General features: G+C 44.6%; 14 protein-coding genes. 12 read left to right on the top strand and 2 right to left on the bottom strand.

Going from position 1 to position 16,221, the window contains the following annotated elements; genetic code table 11:
* Nucleotides 1–146: 146 nt before the first annotated feature.
* Both ACLTL4_RS07875 and ACLTL4_RS07870 read right to left on the bottom strand, forming a co-directional pair.
* The gene (locus tag ACLTL4_RS07875; RefSeq protein ID WP_412291270.1) at nucleotides 147–2,018 is read right to left on the bottom strand and encodes a transglutaminase domain-containing protein; all 1,872 of its coding nucleotides are present in this window, start codon (nucleotides 2,016–2,018) and stop codon (nucleotides 147–149) included.
* Between the two features lie 116 nt (nucleotides 2,019–2,134).
* Nucleotides 2,135–2,572 (bottom strand): RrF2 family transcriptional regulator, encoded by a 438-nt coding sequence (locus ACLTL4_RS07870; protein WP_147632098.1) that lies wholly within the window; start codon nucleotides 2,570–2,572, stop codon nucleotides 2,135–2,137.
* A 274-nt stretch (nucleotides 2,573–2,846) separates the two neighbouring features.
* Here ACLTL4_RS07870 and cysK point away from each other — a divergent pair, with 274 nt between their 5' ends.
* The 12 genes from cysK to ACLTL4_RS07810 all read left to right on the top strand — a co-directional run.
* Entirely contained in the window at nucleotides 2,847–3,779 is a 933-nt protein-coding gene (cysK, locus tag ACLTL4_RS07865) for a cysteine synthase A (protein ID WP_412291271.1), read from the top strand.
* 50 nt (nucleotides 3,780–3,829) lie between these two features.
* Complete coding sequence (locus ACLTL4_RS07860) at nucleotides 3,830–5,140, top strand: O-acetylhomoserine aminocarboxypropyltransferase/cysteine synthase family protein (RefSeq protein ID WP_022118504.1); 1,311 nt, start codon at nucleotides 3,830–3,832, stop codon at nucleotides 5,138–5,140.
* Between the two features lie 178 nt (nucleotides 5,141–5,318).
* Entirely contained in the window at nucleotides 5,319–8,249 is a 2,931-nt protein-coding gene (locus ACLTL4_RS07855) for a fibro-slime domain-containing protein (protein ID WP_412291272.1), read from the top strand.
* Complete coding sequence (locus tag ACLTL4_RS07850; protein ID WP_173865920.1) at nucleotides 8,233–8,478, top strand: hypothetical protein; 246 nt, start codon at nucleotides 8,233–8,235, stop codon at nucleotides 8,476–8,478. The genes ACLTL4_RS07855 and ACLTL4_RS07850 overlap by 17 nt, the downstream gene beginning before the upstream one ends.
* Before the next feature lie 35 nt (nucleotides 8,479–8,513).
* Entirely contained in the window at nucleotides 8,514–9,425 is a 912-nt protein-coding gene (locus tag ACLTL4_RS07845) for a hypothetical protein (protein ID WP_412291273.1), read from the top strand.
* Nucleotides 9,426–9,538: 113 nt separating this feature from the next.
* Nucleotides 9,539–10,723, top strand: a complete 1,185-nt coding sequence (locus ACLTL4_RS07840) for a radical SAM protein (protein ID WP_412291274.1) — start codon at nucleotides 9,539–9,541, stop codon at nucleotides 10,721–10,723.
* Nucleotides 10,724–10,925: 202 nt separating this feature from the next.
* Nucleotides 10,926–11,075, top strand: coding sequence for a 50S ribosomal protein L33 (gene rpmG, locus ACLTL4_RS07835; protein WP_147632104.1), 150 nt, complete (start codon nucleotides 10,926–10,928; stop codon nucleotides 11,073–11,075).
* 27 nt (nucleotides 11,076–11,102) lie between these two features.
* A complete protein-coding gene (gene secE / locus ACLTL4_RS07830) occupies nucleotides 11,103–11,309 on the top strand; it encodes a preprotein translocase subunit SecE (protein WP_022118509.1) in 207 nt (68 codons plus the stop codon).
* Nucleotides 11,310–11,324: 15 nt separating this feature from the next.
* A complete protein-coding gene (gene nusG, locus ACLTL4_RS07825; protein ID WP_022118510.1) occupies nucleotides 11,325–11,840 on the top strand; it encodes a transcription termination/antitermination protein NusG in 516 nt (171 codons plus the stop codon).
* 133 nt (nucleotides 11,841–11,973) lie between these two features.
* Complete coding sequence (gene rplK / locus ACLTL4_RS07820; protein WP_022118511.1) at nucleotides 11,974–12,399, top strand: 50S ribosomal protein L11; 426 nt, start codon at nucleotides 11,974–11,976, stop codon at nucleotides 12,397–12,399.
* A 102-nt stretch (nucleotides 12,400–12,501) separates the two neighbouring features.
* Entirely contained in the window at nucleotides 12,502–13,194 is a 693-nt protein-coding gene (rplA, locus tag ACLTL4_RS07815; protein ID WP_022118512.1) for a 50S ribosomal protein L1, read from the top strand.
* A gap of 322 nt (nucleotides 13,195–13,516) precedes the next feature.
* Nucleotides 13,517–16,221: LamG-like jellyroll fold domain-containing protein (locus ACLTL4_RS07810; RefSeq protein WP_412320393.1), on the top strand; the 2,705-nt coding region annotated here is incomplete at its 3' end.

Genomic DNA, 16,221 nt, shown 5'->3' with positions numbered 1-16,221 from the left:
GAAGAGGCGAGTTTAGGCGAAGGGCGGCTAACAGGCGAGCGAACCGAACAGGAAACGATGCGTGTCAGGAGATTGTTTTCGAATCATCATGGCGTACTATTTTTTACAAAACTATTTTTATGGCGTTCATTTGCACATTAAGAAAATCACCGTTTCTGAAGAGCTTTACACTTCACTTTCCTGGAGTATTTTCCATAGCTCACATTTTTCCCTTTTTTCCGGAAAGCCCTCACGCGATAGTACACGGTTTTTCGGGAGCGTTTCTTTATTACAAAGCTTGTTTTTTTACCAACCTTTTTCACTTTTACCCATCTTTTATTCTGGTAACGGTAAATCTCATACCCGGAGGCATTTTTTACTTTTTTCCAGCCAAGGATTGCTTTGCCGGATTTTTTATAAGAAATCTTCACTCCGGTTACTTTTGCAGGTGCGGTCGGTTTCGCAGCCGGTTTTGGCGTTTCCGTATTGCCGGACTGATCTGGTACGTGTGTTTCCGGTGTTTCTGTATCCGGCTGTGGCTTTTCGGTTTCGTTGGTATCCGGAACAGCCGGTCGAACTTCCAGTTTTTTGATTGCAGTTTCCAGATTTTTTGCCATTTCGTCAACGAGATTCTGCTGTGCGGCAGTGCAGTCACGGTTGATGGCCTGGATGGCTTCTTTTAAGCGGCTGACGCTGTCCGGTGTGTACCGGTAAAGATCAGAATCATCCGGAACGGTTTTCAGCAGTTCATCGATCTTGCTATAATCTGCCGGGAAAAGTTCTTTTGGATCTTTGCAGGTCAGTCCTTTCTTTTTGGCATAAGCTTCTCCTGCACTTCCGGCAGATGCATATACGACAAAGTTATTCGGGCATCCGTTGAAAGCTTCGTAAACATTGCCATTGCTTTCTTCATATGCGATCGTTGTCACACTGTCCGGAATATAAACTTTTTCCAGGTGCTCACAGTTTTCAATGGCATCTTCTTCCAGTTTTTTTGTACCTTCTCCGATTTTCAGAATACGCAGGTTCGAAAGATTAGTGAGCGTATTTTTTTCCAGGATTTCTATCGGTTTCAGGGTAACTTCGGAAATACCTGCCGGGACAGAGTAGATTCTTGAGTAATCTTTGGAATAAAGTATTCCGTCATAGGACGCAAATACCGGATTGTTTTCATCTACGGAAATAGATTCCAGAGATTTTGAATAGAAAGAACGGATCTCATAGTCACTTAAGTAGATTCCGTATTTTACCGTTGCCGGAAGCACCAGTTCTTTTGCTGCTGTATCCTGAAAGGAATGTTCATAATAAATCTGGCTTTCTGCGGCGATACTGATCACAGGATAACCATTGCAGCTTTTCGGGATTTCCAGACGCTCCGCATTTCCGGTATAGCCGACAGCACCAATGCCGCCCAGATAGTAAGTAAATTCAAAGCCGTCCTTTTCATAAAGAACAGCTTCCAGGCTGTCTGTTTTATAATGAGAAGAGATGTCGGAAGGATCATCCAGCGAGATCTGCCACATGGATGCATCGACGATGCCCCATTTGCCGTCACACAGAACGAAATCCCATGCATGGCCTTCGGTTTCCCAATAGCCGTGGGCGATGATACATGGAACATCGATGGCGGCGAGCATGGTCTTACAGAGATTGGCTTTTCCCTGACATACTCCGGTTTTCTCTTTGAATACTTTATAAGGATCATTTTCTTCCAGATCTGCAGGGGCATCTTCTCCGACAGAAGCCTTCAGACTGGTGTCTTTTGCCCACTGATAGATGGCAGTGATCTTGTCTTTTGTGGAACTGTATTTTTCTGTTAAATCTAAAGTAAATGTACGGATTGTCTGATACTGTGAATCCGTGATATTCAGATGCTGTGTTCCGATAAATTCTTGTGCGGAATTGCTGTTAAAATCAGAAGCGAGAATCTGAAGACAATCGTCGGTGGTGTTTGCCGCATTTGCGGTTGTATGCAAAGGTATGACCAGGCATACAAACAGAAAAAAATGAAGCAAAACAGAATACATATTTTTTTTCATGAAATAACCCTCTCTTTCTAAAAAGATATCGTGTTTTACGGATGAAAAGAATATGGTAATCTTTTCGTAACTGTGAAGGTAGTGAACAGTTACATCTTTTCATTGTAATCCGGATGTTATATTACATAATCATTTGCATAAGTTTCACGCTGCTGATCCAGAAGATCCTGCAAAGTGATCCCATCTACATAGTCATCAATGACTTTTTTCAATCCTTTCCATACGGAAAGTGTCGTACACATGTCGGCTCTCTGACAGAGTACCGGCTCATTGTCCAGACAGGCAACCGGTGACAGACTTCCCTCCGTTGCACGTAAGATATCACCGACGGTGTATTTGTCCGGTGTTTTTGCCAGACGGTATCCGCCCTGAAATCCGCGGCTTGCGAGCAGGAAACCGGATTTGTTCAGGATCGGGATGATCTGTTCCAGATATTTTTTGGAAATATCCTGTCTTGCTGCGATGTCTTTTAAAGCGATGTAACCCTCGCTCTGATGTTCTGCAAGATCCAGAAGCATACGCAGAGCATATCTTCCTTTTGTAGAAATTTTCATTTTTTCTCACCTCGTTTCATATATTAGCAGTGTTGAAAGTGTTGTCCTCCGGCATGACACCTGTGAATTGCTTCACTGCCGGGTGATTTCAGCAATGGAACGTTCAACCTTAGAATGATAGTATCATATTTCCTATCGTATTTCTAGAGATTTAAAAAGGGAAGTCTGAAAAAAATGAAAAAAGGTGTTGACAAATACTGGATGTTGGCATATAATTCGAATAAATCATATAAAACATATCGAAAAGGTAGGAATAAATAAGGAGGAAAATAACATGTCCAACATTTATAAAGGAACTTTAGGATTGATCGGAAACACACCACTGGTAGAAGTTGTAAACATAGAAAAAGATCAGGAGCTTTCAGCAACTGTCCTGGCAAAACTTGAGTACTTTAACCCGGCAGGAAGCGTAAAAGACCGTATTGCAAAGAGCATGATCGAAGACGCTGAGAGCAAAGGACTTCTGAAAGAAGGTTCTGTTATCATCGAGCCGACATCCGGAAATACCGGTATCGGACTGGCATCCATTGCAGCAGCAAAAGGATACCACATCATCTTGACCATGCCGGATACGATGAGTATTGAAAGAAGAAACATCCTGAAAGCATACGGTGCAGAACTGGTGCTGACAGAAGGTGCAAAGGGTATGAAAGGTGCCATCGCAAAAGCAGATGAGCTGGCAAAAGAAATCCCGAACAGCTACATTCCGGGACAGTTTGTAAACCCGGCAAACCCGGCAGCACACAGAGCAACCACAGGTCCGGAAATCTGGAAAGACACAGACGGCAAGGTAGATTTCTTCGTAGCCGGTGTTGGTACAGGCGGAACACTGACAGGTGTCGGTGAATATCTGAAAGAGCAGAATCCGGATATCAAGATCGTGGCAGTAGAGCCGGCAACTTCCCCGGTTCTTTCCGAAGGCAAGGGAGGTCCACATAAAATCCAGGGTATCGGTGCAGGATTTGTACCGGAAGTACTGGATACAAACATTTATGATGAAATCATCAAAGTAGAAAACGAAGACGCATTTGCAACAGGCAAACTGATTGCCAAGAAAGAAGGCGTACTGGTAGGTATTTCCTCAGGTGCAGCTCTTTACGCAGCAATCCAGCTGGCAAAACGTCCGGAAAACAAAGGAAAAACCATTGTAGCACTGCTTCCTGACACAGGAGATCGTTACTACTCCACAGCATTATTTACAGACTAATTCAAAGAAAGGTAAAATGCCACGCCAGATGGCAGTAAAAGGTGAATAACATGAGCGAAAAAATTACAAGAGAAAACAGAAAATTTAAATTTGAAACATTACAGCTTCACGTAGGTCAGGAAACTCCAGACCCGGTCACCGATGCAAGGGCAGTTCCGATTTATCAGACTTCTTCTTATGTATTCCGTAACTGCGATCATGCAGCTGCAAGATTTGGTCTGGCAGATGCCGGTAACATCTACGGAAGACTGACAAACCCGACAGAGGATGTATTCGAAAAGAGAATCGCAGCTCTGGAAGGCGGTGTTGCAGCACTGGCAGTAGCATCCGGAGCAGCAGCTATTTCATATACCATTGAAAACCTGGCACAGAACGGTGACCACATCGTATCTGCAAAAAATATTTACGGCGGTTCCTTCAACCTGCTGGAGCACACACTGCCACAGTACGGTATCACAACAACCTTTGTAGATATCTTTGATCTGGATGCAGTAGAAGCAGCTATCCAGGATAATACAAAAGCTGTTTATATCGAAACTCTGGGCAACCCGAATTCAGACGTAGTAGATATTGAAGCTATCGCAAAGATCGCTCATGCACATAAAATCCCACTGGTTGTTGACAATACGTTTGCAACACCATACCTGGTAAGACCGATTGAGTACGGTGCAGATATCGTTGTACATTCTGCAACAAAATTCATCGGCGGCCATGGAACAACCATCGGCGGTGTTATCGTAGATGGCGGTAAATTCGACTGGGAGGCATCCGGTAAATTCGCTTCTCTGACAGAACCGAACCCAAGCTACCATGGCATCAGCTTTACAAAAGCAGTAGGACCTGCAGCATTTGTTACAAAAATCCGTGCAATCCTGCTGAGAGATACCGGTGCAACCATCTCTCCATTCCACTCATTCATTTTCCTGCAGGGACTGGAAACACTGTCTTTGAGAGTAGAGCGTCATGTAGAGAACGCACTGAAAGTCGTACAGTACCTGAAGAATCATCCGCAGGTAGAAGAAGTACATCATCCGTCTGTTTCGGATGATCCGAAACAGAAAGAGCTGTATGCAAAATATTTCCCGAACGGCGGCGGCTCTATCTTTACCTTTGAGATCAAAGGTGACGCACAGAAAGCAAAAGATTTCATCGACAATCTGGAGCTGTTCTCCCTGCTGGCAAACGTAGCAGACGTAAAATCTCTGGTTATCCATCCGGCAACCACTACACACAGCCAGTGCACAGAGGAAGAACTTCTGGATCAGGGGATCAAACCAAACACAATCCGTCTGTCCATCGGTACAGAGAACATTGATGACATCATTCAGGATCTGGACGAAGCATTCAAAGCAGTACAGTAAGAATAAAAGCGTGTGAAGTACGGAACAATCCGTATGGCATCTTTATAAAATACAGGTGAGAAATATAAAAATAAAGCAACGATCGTGAAAACGAGAGCAGAGAAATGTGCGAAAGAGGCACAGATCTCTGCTCTTTTTTATGGAAAATAAAAATGTTTTGAGAAAAAGGAGGAAAATTATGAGAAAAAGAGTATCACGTATTCTGGCGGTAACGCTGGCAACCGCAGTTACGGTCACCGCCATGCCATCTGAGGCAGAGGCAACATTTCGAAGTTTTGACAGTGTGCCAAAAGCGGTATCCCAAGCAATTTCGCAGGCGGCATCACAAAAAGAGATCCGTTATTTTCCGGTAACGCTTTATGATTATGATCAGGAGACGATCAATCAGGCAGTTTATCAGGAAGACAAGGCAGAAAATCCGAACAGCAGAGTTCTTCGGGGTATCTATTTTTCGAATGGTGCTCCCGGCAGCAGCTATACCACCTGGAATACCTGGACCGGTCTGCTGACGACAAATAATACGATCTCATCCACGCAGACCAGTCAGAAGGGTTATGTTTACAGCGGCCTGGTGGGTTCTGACATGCAGAATGGAAACATTCATTTTACGGTTCCGGACGGCGGCATTTTTGATTCCGGTGACACAAAAACAAAAGAAGTTTACACGAATGTCGGACTGCCGTTTGTATATGAAAATGGATATTATACATTTGATGCAAGTCAGGATTCAGCGTATTTTTCTGGAACAGCAGCAAGTGAAACGAATCTGACCTGGAATGACACGGCACAGACGAATAAGACAGATAACAGAAAGGGATTTTATCCGTTCAACAGCGGAACGAGTGTGAGGACGCCGGATTATCATTTTGGAATGATCGCAACGATTCCGTTTTCCATGACGGCAGATGGCAAAATTTCCAGCACTTCAGACGAAGATATCAAGTTTGAGTTTGCCGGTGATGATGATGTGTGGGTATTTATTGACGGAAAACTTGTTCTGGATATCGGCGGCATCCACGATTCAGTCAACGGAACGATTAATTTTGCACAGAATAAAACAGAAATTTCCGCGACCAGTTCCGGTCAGACAAGCGGAATGTTTATTAAAGGAGGAAGATCAACAGCCGGAAAGATCTCAAAAAAAGTGTTCCGGGATTCTGAAGGTGCGGGTATTTTTGATACCACGTTAAAAACATTTGCAGCGACCGATCAGCATACGCTGACCGTCTATTATCTGGAACGTGGAGAAGGAGCTTCCAACTGTAAAATCAAATTCAATCTGCCAATGAAAGATACCGTTTCGGTGCATAAAACAGTCAAAACAACAGACAGTAAAGGAATAAAACTGGATGACAGTATTTTAGCACAGATCAGCCAGCGAGATTTTTATTTTACGCTCTACCGTGACGGCGAAGCAGTGTCAGATGCAACTTACAATCTCTATGACATCAACAATCAGTATGTAGATACGAGAATGACCGGAATGGACGGAAGGTTTGCACTGAAAAATGGTCAGACTGCGAAATTCATCGGAACGATGGATGAAGATGACGGCAAAACCTATTATATTACCGAGGCGGACAACGGAGCGAGCTGGATCGCTCCGAAATGGAGTTATCAGGCGGAAGCAGCCGGTGGTTTCCATGTCGTGGATTCGGACAGTGCCGGAACGAGTATGAGCGTGACTGCAAAAGGTGAAGCAGACAAAGCAGATCAGGTATCGTTCACCTGTGAAAATGAAATGCTGCACAAAGAAACAGCATCTTTTGAGGCAAATGACGATTATATTGTTCTGGACTACGGACTTCCGGTTAAAATTGATCCTCTGGTAAATGATCTGGCAATCGGAGGCAGCAAAGAACTGGTTGAAATCGACAGCAATTCTCTGAAATATGGAACGGCCGAAGTAAAAGACGGAAAAATCCATTACACGCTGACAAAACAGCTGACCGGCGTAGAAGTTTTAAATTATACTGCAAAAGTAAAGAGTACAAACGGTGTAGATGATCAGGAGGCACAGGCAAAGGTTTATATCATTCCGGCGACCGACATGTATTATGAAGAAGATTTCGGAATGGCAGAATATCCAAACGGAAGCTGGAAACAGGAGGGAACACCTCAGGAGGATTACCAGGAACCGGGCGTAGTCGGGGATGCCGGTGACAGTCCGTATGGTTCAGATGTTGCTTATTTAAGTGACAGCGAAGACAGCAACGGTTCCAGCTGTTATGTAAGCACAGAAAAAGGTGCAGCAAAATTTACTTACACCTTTACCGGAAAGGGAACTTCTTTCTTTGCAAGGACATCCAATAACAGCGGCTATCTGCGGATCGTGATCAGAGATGCAAAAGGCAGAGAAATCTATCATGGATACCGCAACACCATTTATCAGAGTGAAAACAAGATCACTTTATACAATATTCCGGTATTTACCTGGAATACTTCCGAATATGGCACATATAATGTAGAAGTGTCTGTTGCAAAGGCGGGAAATCGTTTTGGCTCAGATTTCTGGCTGGATGGGATCCGTGTGATGCAGCCGCTTGATGAGACGGATGAACATGCGGATATTGCAGCACAGGCCTACAACCAGGATGGTGAAGCAAATATGACGGCAGTTACACTGCGTCAGAAACTTCTCTCCGATTATACGGAGGTTGATGAGAACGGCGAGATCCAGTGGGATGGAAAAACATTTGTGGTATTTACCGATTCAAACGGTAAGATCAAAAAAGCTTCCGAATATAAGAGCAACGGGCCGAAAGAAGAGGTTTATCTTGATGAAGATCAGAGCGTAACCTTTTCTTTAAAAGACTGGGATCCAAATACGAACAAACTTTATCTTGGAGTAAAAGCTCCGTTCGGAAATGCAAAAGTCTCAGTCAACGGACAGATCCTGGAACTTAAAAATGCAGCAGACTGTTATTATGAAATTTCAAAATGTGCGGATATCAGTGAAAAAGACGGAAGCACGATAGCTACATTTGAGATCAAAGCCGAAGAGGGACTGGTTTCCGCAACCAATATCAAAGTAACCGGAAATGCCGAGTTTACGATCATAAAGAAACAGACATACGGGAAGGGGAATGGATATGAAGAAAACGTATGAAACTCCAAAAGCAGAAGTGGAACGCTATCAGCTGGATGCTTCGATCGCCAGCAACTGTGAAACGGTCGTCCACAACGGTCCGCAAATGAACGGATACAGCCAGTGCAGCGATTACATCGATCCGTTTGAGACATACAGTGCTGCAAGAAGTGTGCACAATGTACAGTTTTATTCGGAGGATACGTGCGACTGTTACACGACAGCAGGCGGCGGTTACTGGACATCCTGAACACAAAGAGAAACAGAAAAAGCGAGGTACCGGGGATGCACATCATGTTATGCCTTGGCGGCGTGAAAATCTGTCTGGACTGTGAAAAAGAAATTCAGATCGAAGATGTGTTCCTTCCATTTATAATCCGGGAAAGATCCGGTATATCCGGGCAGGATGAAAAATGGAAAGAGACAGATATTCTGGCGGCGGTTTCCTGGAAGTGGGTAAAGCCGCCGCTTCGTTCTGCGGTAAAGCTTGGAGAAGATCTGATCCAGACTTACTATCGCAGGGAAGAGAAAAATTACTGTATTGTGTGGGAGGGAGAAAAGGGAGCAATTTCCTGCGTGGAATACGACGATACTTTTTCACATGTTTCGTGCAGGATACAGGAACGGCTGCTTCCGGTTGCACCGAAAAGTCTTGGTGAAATCCTGCGTTATTTTCCGATGCGGGCCATCCTTCAACAGTTTCTTGTACTGTTTTTTCACGCGGCACAGATTACATATCAGGAAACCGGGATTTTATTTGCCGGACCATCCGGGGCGGGAAAGACCACGCAGGCAAAACTCTGGGAGAGGTTCAGAAACGCCAGGATCATCTGCAATGACCGGACACTTCTGCGAAAACAGGACGGAAACTGGCACAGCTACGGCTATCCGATGGATGGATCACAGCCGGTGCGAAGCGGGGAAGTGCATGTGGCGGGATGCATCGTTCTGGTAAAACAGTCGCAGAATGGAAAGAGCAGCATCGAAAGACTGCGGGCAGGGAAAGCGATGGCACAGCTGATGCCGCAGCTTGTGATCGACTGGTGGAGTGAAAATGCCAGAAACCAGGCGGCAGAGAATCTGTTTTTGTTGCTGAAAGAAATGCCAGTCTACCAGCTGACTGCAACGATGGATGAGCAGGCAGTTGCGTGCCTGGAAAAAATCCTGAAGATGGACGATATCTGTAGGAAAAGATAAAATGAAATTTATTCAGACATGCAAAATGTGAAGCGAGTACAGAAGTAAGGTATACGGAAGAGTGTCACAAGAAATACATAACGTATGCTTAAACAGGAAGGAGAAGAGAAAATATGCAGGGAACGATCAGCAGGCGTTTATGGGCAAAAGCGGGAGCGGAGAGAATCCCACTGACCGGGGCATTTGAACTGCTCCCGATCTGTAATTTTGCCTGCAAAATGTGTTATGTCCGTAAAAGCAGGGCAGAAGTGGAGAAAGCAGGCGGACTGATGGATGGAAAGAGGTGGCTTGAGATTGCAGAAGATGCCGCAAAATGTGGTTTGCTGTTTCCGCTTCTGACGGGCGGGGAGCCGTTTCTGTACGAAGATTTTCAGGAAGTCTTTGCCGGAATGCAGGATCTTGGAATGCAGGTCAGCATCAATTCCAATGCATCCCGGATCGATCAGAATATGGCCAGGTGGCTTGGCAGGCACACACCGACCAGGATTAACATCACACTTTACGGGGCGAGTGAAGAGACTTATCAGAAGCTCTGTGGAAACGGCGAATCCTTTCTGAAAGTGAAAAATGCCGTCCGATGGCTGAAACAGTATGGGGTGCCGATCAAATTGAACGCCAGCATTACACCGCAGAATGTACAGGATCTGGAGAGTATGATTTCTTATGCAAAAGAGTGTCAGATACCGATCCAGGCGGCAACCTATATGTTTCCGCCGATCCGCCGAAACGCAGCAATGGTCGGACAAAATGAACGCCTCTCCCCGGAAGAGGCCGCACTTGCCAGAGTAAAGACCAATTTTCTGACCGGAGAAGGGGATTGGTTTTGGCGGCAGGCTGAGCGGTTTGGCAGATTCCAAAAAGGCGAGGAACGGTTTCGGGAAAATTTTGACGAAGAAAAAAGATGTGAAGACAAAAAGATGACGGATGAAAATGTGATGACCATGCACTGCCGAGCCGGACACTGTTCTTTCTGGGTGGACTGGCAGGGCAATCTGGTCAACTGCGGCATGTACGCTTCGGCAAAAACATCTTTAAAAGAGCGTTCTTTTGCAGAAGCCTGGAAAGAACTGGTTGCACAGACAGAAAAAGTATGCTGTTCTCCGGCGTGTATACATTGTGCAAACAGAAAAATCTGTCATCCCTGCATTGCGATGATCGCTGCCGAATGTGGAGAAGAAAAAGGATGTCCGGAATATCTCTGCCGGATGCATGCGGCAGAGGCAGAAGTTTATCAGGCTGTGCTTGAAAAATGGAAGTCAGGCTGTGGGGATGCGGAAGTATTTCCCGTTCTTTTCTGATACTTGCCGTATGTCAGGTATTTGGCAAAAAAAGTGTCAGAAACACAAGAAAAAAAGTGTCAGAAACACAAGAAAGACTTGACTTCTTTTCGATGTCATGATAAACTGATTTGGCGAATGGAAGTAGGTCTTTTTTTTATGCCTAAAATTCATCAGCCCATAAAGGCTGTGAGCAAAAAACAAAGAGAGCGAGGTGGAAGTTTTGCGCACAAGAATTACATTGGCATGTACAGAATGCAAACAGCGTAATTACAACATGACAAAGGATAAGAAAACTCATCCTGAGAGAATGGAAACCAAGAAGTATTGCAGATTCTGCAAGAAACACACGAATCACAAGGAAACCAAATAAGCCGGGTGCGAAAGGATAAGTGATTATATGAGCGAAAAGGAAAAGAAAGAAAAAGCTCCTAAAAAAAGCTGGTTCGACGGTCTGAAAGCTGAGTTCCGCAAAATTATCTGGCCGGATCAGAAATCCATCGGCAAGCAGACGGCAGCAGTCCTTAGCGTTTCGGTAGTACTGGGCGTTCTGATCACCATCATTGATATGATCGTACAGTACGGTGTTGATTTCTTAGTAAAATAAGGACAGGGTGATAATATGTCAGATGCAAACTGGTATGTAGTTCATACTTATTCAGGGTATGAGAACAAGGTAAAGGCCAACATTGAAAAAACAATTGAAAACCGTCACCTGGAGGATCAGATCCTTGAGGTTCGAGTTCCGATGCAGGAAGTTGTGGAAGTGAAGAACGGTGCCAAGAAGCAGGTTCTGAAAAAGCTGTTTCCGGGCTATGTTCTGCTGAACATGATCATGAATGATGATACCTGGTATGTCGTAAGAAATACCAGAGGTGTTACCGGCTTTGTTGGACCTGGATCCAAGCCAGTTCCGCTTACAGAGGAGGAAATGGCACCGCTCGGAATCAAACCTGCAGAACTTGAGATTGATTTCGAAGAAGGCGATACGGTTACCATCACCGCAGGTGTATGGAAAGATACCGTAGGCGTTATTCAGTCCATTAATCCAAGTAAACAGATCGTGACAATCAATGTCGAACTGTTCGGACGTGAGACTCCGGTAGAGATCGGTTTCACAGAAATCAAAAAAATGTAATATTTTTGGTATGCGTCACCGGCTGTGGCCGATGCCGCAATGTTGTAAGTAACAGAGAACCGCTTCGGAACAATCGGAAACCGAAGCAAGTGGGAGGGAAACCCCCGACAATACCACATAGGAGGTGCCTAAGATGGCAAAAAAAGTAACAGGTTATATTAAATTACAGATTCCTGCTGGAAAGGCAACACCGGCTCCACCAGTTGGTCCGGCACTTGGTCAGCATGGTGTTAACATCGTTCAGTTTACAAAGGAGTTCAACGCAAGAACAGCAGATAAAGGTGATCTGATCATCCCTGTTGTTATCACAGTATACGCAGACAGAAGCTTCAGCTTCGTAACAAAGACTCCGCCGGCAGCAGTACTGCTGAAAAAAGCATGCAACATCAAATCTGGTTCCGGTGTTCCGAACAAGACCAAAGTTGCTACAATCTCTAAAGATAAAGTAAGAGAGATCGCTGAAATGAAAATGCCGGATCTGAACGCAGCATCTGTAGAAGCAGCTATGAGCATGATCGCTGGTACAGCTCGTTCTATGGGTATCACTGTAGAAGACTAATTCATTTCATACAGGCTTCACAATAAGCTTGCAGTTCCGTAAACGAAAACGAAAAAACGTGGGAGGGATATTCCCGCAAACACCACCAGGAGGTTATTTAATATGAAACGAGGAAAGAAATACGTAGAGGCTGCGAAAGCAGTTGATCGTGCAACTCTCTATGATATTCCAGAAGCAATTTCTTTAGTAAAGAAAGTTGCTGTTGCAAAATTTGACGAAACAATCGAAGCTCATATCAAAACAGGATGTGACGGACGTCACGCAGATCAGCAGATCCGTGGTGCAGTAGTTCTGCCTCATGGAACTGGTAAAACAGTTCGTGTTCTGGTATTCGCTAAAAACGCAAAAGCAGACGAAGCTCAGGCAGCTGGTGCTGATTTCGTAGGCGGAGAAGAACTGATCCCGAAGATCCAGAATGAAGGATGGCTGGATTTCGACGTAGTAGTAGCAACTCCGGACATGATGGGTGTTGTAGGTCGTCTGGGTCGTGTACTTGGTCCTAAAGGACTGATGCCAAACCCGAAGGCTGGTACCGTTACTATGGACGTAACAAAAGCTATCGCTGATATCAAAGCTGGTAAGATTGAGTACAGATTGGACAAGAATAACATTATCCATGTGCCACTTGGAAAAGCTTCCTTTGAAGAGGATGCACTGCGCGAAAACTTCCAGACGCTTATTGATGCAATTAATAAAGCAAAACCAAGCACACTGAAAGGTCAGTACCTGAGAAGTGTTACAATCGCTCCTACTATGGGACCGGGCGTAAAACTGAATCCGGTAAAACTGGTTTAATTCAAGTTTGTAAGGCGAGCAGAGGCCGCTGTATCGAGAAATCGGTATGGCGGTCTTTTTTTGGCATCATTATATAAAACAACTAAAATACACCTGTTTTTTTCTGATTCTTTATGGTAATATGATATCATATGTAAACAGATGCGAAAGAATGAGAGGAATTTTGCATCTGATCTTACAAAAAAGCAGATTTGATTCAGTAAATCTGCATACAGCCTCTGTCAGACTGCGGAAGCGTATGGGAAAACAGACCATGCGATGTATGGTGTGCAGCTTGCAGCAGGAAGACGGGGATTCTTAAAATTAAAAACAGGAGGTTACTATGAAAAAGAAAAAAACATGGAGCAGCATGGCGAAACGAACAGCATGCATTCTGACGGCGTTATGTGTTGCTGCGGCAGCAGTGCCGGGCACGGGTGGTTATAATTATAACGAAGTGTTTGCGGCGGAAGAAGCGGATGACCTGAGAGAAGGTCTGTCTGTTTATCTGAATTTTGAGGATGCCCTGACCACGAACAGTGCATCACAGTCTGCCCAGAAAGTGGAAGTGCAGGGCAGCGGAGTTACCAGAAAAGAGAGCGAAGGTATTTCGGGAAGTGCGGCATATTTTGATGGAACATCTGCATCTTCGCTGAAACTGCCAGATGCAGTCAATGCAGCTCAGGATGATGTCACGCTGATGGCATGGATCAAATGCGATGACGATATGTTTGGCGGCAGCACGGACAAAAAATATCTGTTTCAGCAGACAGGGGAGGGACGGAGTATCCTCTATCTGGATTCCAATATGAAACTTGGAACTTATGTGACAGCCAGCGATGTGCTGAGCAAGAGCCCGGTAGCCGGAGGCAAATGGGTGCATGTGGCATTTACAAGCAGCCATACGGCGAAAAAAGCACAGTTTTATATCAATGGAAAACTGGTAAACGAAAACACGTTGGACGGTAGTTATGTAGATGCACTCACGGATCTCCTGATCGGAAATCATAAGAATGCTACTGAAAAAACGGGTTTCAAAGGATATATGGATGAAGTGCGTTATTATAAAAAAGTGATGACACCGGCACAGATCCAGAGTATTTACAAGGTTTATTCTGAAAATGCTGTCACGAACATAGACATTACGGTGGATACTTCCAAAGAAGTGCGTGAAATCTCAAAAGCAATGTTTGGCATCAATCATCGTTATCATAATAATGCTTACAGCTCATGGAACGCATCAGAAAAGAAAGTGGAAGCTAAATTTAATGAATATGTAAAAGAAGCACATTTTGGTTCTGTACGTTATCCAGGTGGAACGGTATCCAATCTGTTTGACTGGAAACGCAGCATCGGACCTGCAGAGCAGCGAAAGAAAACAGTACATGGACTTCCGGAAACATCTGATCCGATCACACCGAATTTCGGGCTGGATGAGGCAATGAGCTGGATTTACGATGATATCAAAGCAGAGGCGGTCTGGGTTTATGGCATGGGTCAGGGAAGTGCAGCAGATGCGGCAGATTTGATCGAATACTTAAATGCACCGGCAGACGGTGATGTGACGAACCCAAACGGTGGCGTAGACTGGGCAGAAGTGCGTGCAGCCAATGGGCATCCGAAACCTTATGGTGTAACACGTTTTGAAATCGGAAATGAAATTGGTTATTACAGACAGACCTACTGGATGGACGGCAGAGGAAACACTGACTGGATGGATGCTTATATTGACGGCGGCAGAATGACTTTCGGTCAGAATACCAGGACGGTTAAGGAAGAGGACTGGAGAGATCAGGCCACAAACAGTGATGGAACAGCAAATCAGGTTCGCTATGTACGTTATACACCGGCAGTAGAAAATTCTGTGGCTGTCTATGTAGGCGGAACACAGTGGCAGATCGTGGATTCCCTGGAAGGCAAGGGGGCACAGAATGTCTGCACTGTAGACAGCAAAACAGGTAAAATTACATTTGGTGATGGAATAAATGGAAATATTCCACAGTCAGGAAAGGCAATCACCGCATCTTACCAGAGTGACCGTGATGGATTTGTGTCGTATTATCAGGCGATGAACAAGATTGCCGATGAACTGGGGATGGAGATCCAGGTATACTGCGGAAGCGGCAATCAGGTTTCTTTTGTGCAGAAAATGGCACAGAAAGGCTATAATAATTATTACGATGGTGTTGTTATCCATCCGTACAGTGATACAAGCGGTGGAGTCATTGCAGACAATGATCCGGAGTTCTATGAAAAAGTGCTCGGACGGTCATTGCAGTACAATATGCCTCGTGTAAAAGCACTGGTGGATGCGATGAATCAGTATGCACCTGGAATGGGGAAAGTGCCGGTTCTGTCTGAGTTTGGCGTATATAACCATAATACCCAGTTTGTCCGTGGAATCGGACATGCTGTTTACATTGCAAATGAAATGATTGATTACATTGGCTTTGGAACACCTTATATCAACAAACATTGTCTGGTTGATTATCCATATGGAGCAGATAACCTTGGATCGGGCTCTCAGTGTGTGATCCAGGCAATCAAACAAAACGATGGAACGACCGATTTTGTGTCGACCCCTTCTGCAAAAATGTTTTCCATTTTCAATAATATGACAGGAACAACGCAGATTGGCCAGAAAATTGAAGGAAATGTGACCTGTTATACCTATAAGGGGTACAATGTTCCGCTTGTAAAAGCAATTTCCTCAAAAGATGAACAGGGGAATGTTTATCTTACGGTTGTGAATAACAGCAGAGATGAAAGAACAGATGTAAATCTGATCATAGACGGAAAAGACCTGACAGGAAAAGATCTTCAGATATGGTATCTGACATCGGATGATGTGCTGGATGAAAACACACAGGCAAATCCAAATAAAGTAGATGTACAGAAAACAAAGATTTCCGTAACAGAGAAAACAGCAAAATACAGCCTGGCTCCGCATTCTGTTACTGCATTCAAAATCCCGGCAGATGCACAGAAAGAAAGCGAAACAGAGAGTGAAACGCAGAAAGAGACAACAACGGAATCGGAAAAAGAATC

The sequence above is a fragment of the Hominisplanchenecus sp. genome, assembly GCF_046967715.1.
Lineage (GTDB): Bacteria > Bacillota > Clostridia > Lachnospirales > Lachnospiraceae > Hominisplanchenecus > Hominisplanchenecus faecis.
This window is presented reverse-complemented; position numbering and strand designations above follow the sequence as displayed.

Coding starts and splice junctions, on each gene's coding strand:
- ACLTL4_RS07875 (WP_412291270.1), bottom strand. CDS start 2,018: ATGAAAAAAAATATGTATTCTGTTTTGCTTCATTTTTTTCTGTTTGTA.
- ACLTL4_RS07870 (WP_147632098.1), bottom strand. CDS start 2,572: ATGAAAATTTCTACAAAAGGAAGATATGCTCTGCGTATGCTTCTGGAT.
- cysK (WP_412291271.1), top strand. CDS start 2,847: ATGTCCAACATTTATAAAGGAACTTTAGGATTGATCGGAAACACACCA.
- ACLTL4_RS07860 (WP_022118504.1), top strand. CDS start 3,830: ATGAGCGAAAAAATTACAAGAGAAAACAGAAAATTTAAATTTGAAACA.
- ACLTL4_RS07855 (WP_412291272.1), top strand. CDS start 5,319: ATGAGAAAAAGAGTATCACGTATTCTGGCGGTAACGCTGGCAACCGCA.
- ACLTL4_RS07850 (WP_173865920.1), top strand. CDS start 8,233: ATGAAGAAAACGTATGAAACTCCAAAAGCAGAAGTGGAACGCTATCAG.
- ACLTL4_RS07845 (WP_412291273.1), top strand. CDS start 8,514: ATGCACATCATGTTATGCCTTGGCGGCGTGAAAATCTGTCTGGACTGT.
- ACLTL4_RS07840 (WP_412291274.1), top strand. CDS start 9,539: ATGCAGGGAACGATCAGCAGGCGTTTATGGGCAAAAGCGGGAGCGGAG.
- secE (WP_022118509.1), top strand. CDS start 11,103: ATGAGCGAAAAGGAAAAGAAAGAAAAAGCTCCTAAAAAAAGCTGGTTC.
- nusG (WP_022118510.1), top strand. CDS start 11,325: ATGTCAGATGCAAACTGGTATGTAGTTCATACTTATTCAGGGTATGAG.
- rplK (WP_022118511.1), top strand. CDS start 11,974: ATGGCAAAAAAAGTAACAGGTTATATTAAATTACAGATTCCTGCTGGA.
- rplA (WP_022118512.1), top strand. CDS start 12,502: ATGAAACGAGGAAAGAAATACGTAGAGGCTGCGAAAGCAGTTGATCGT.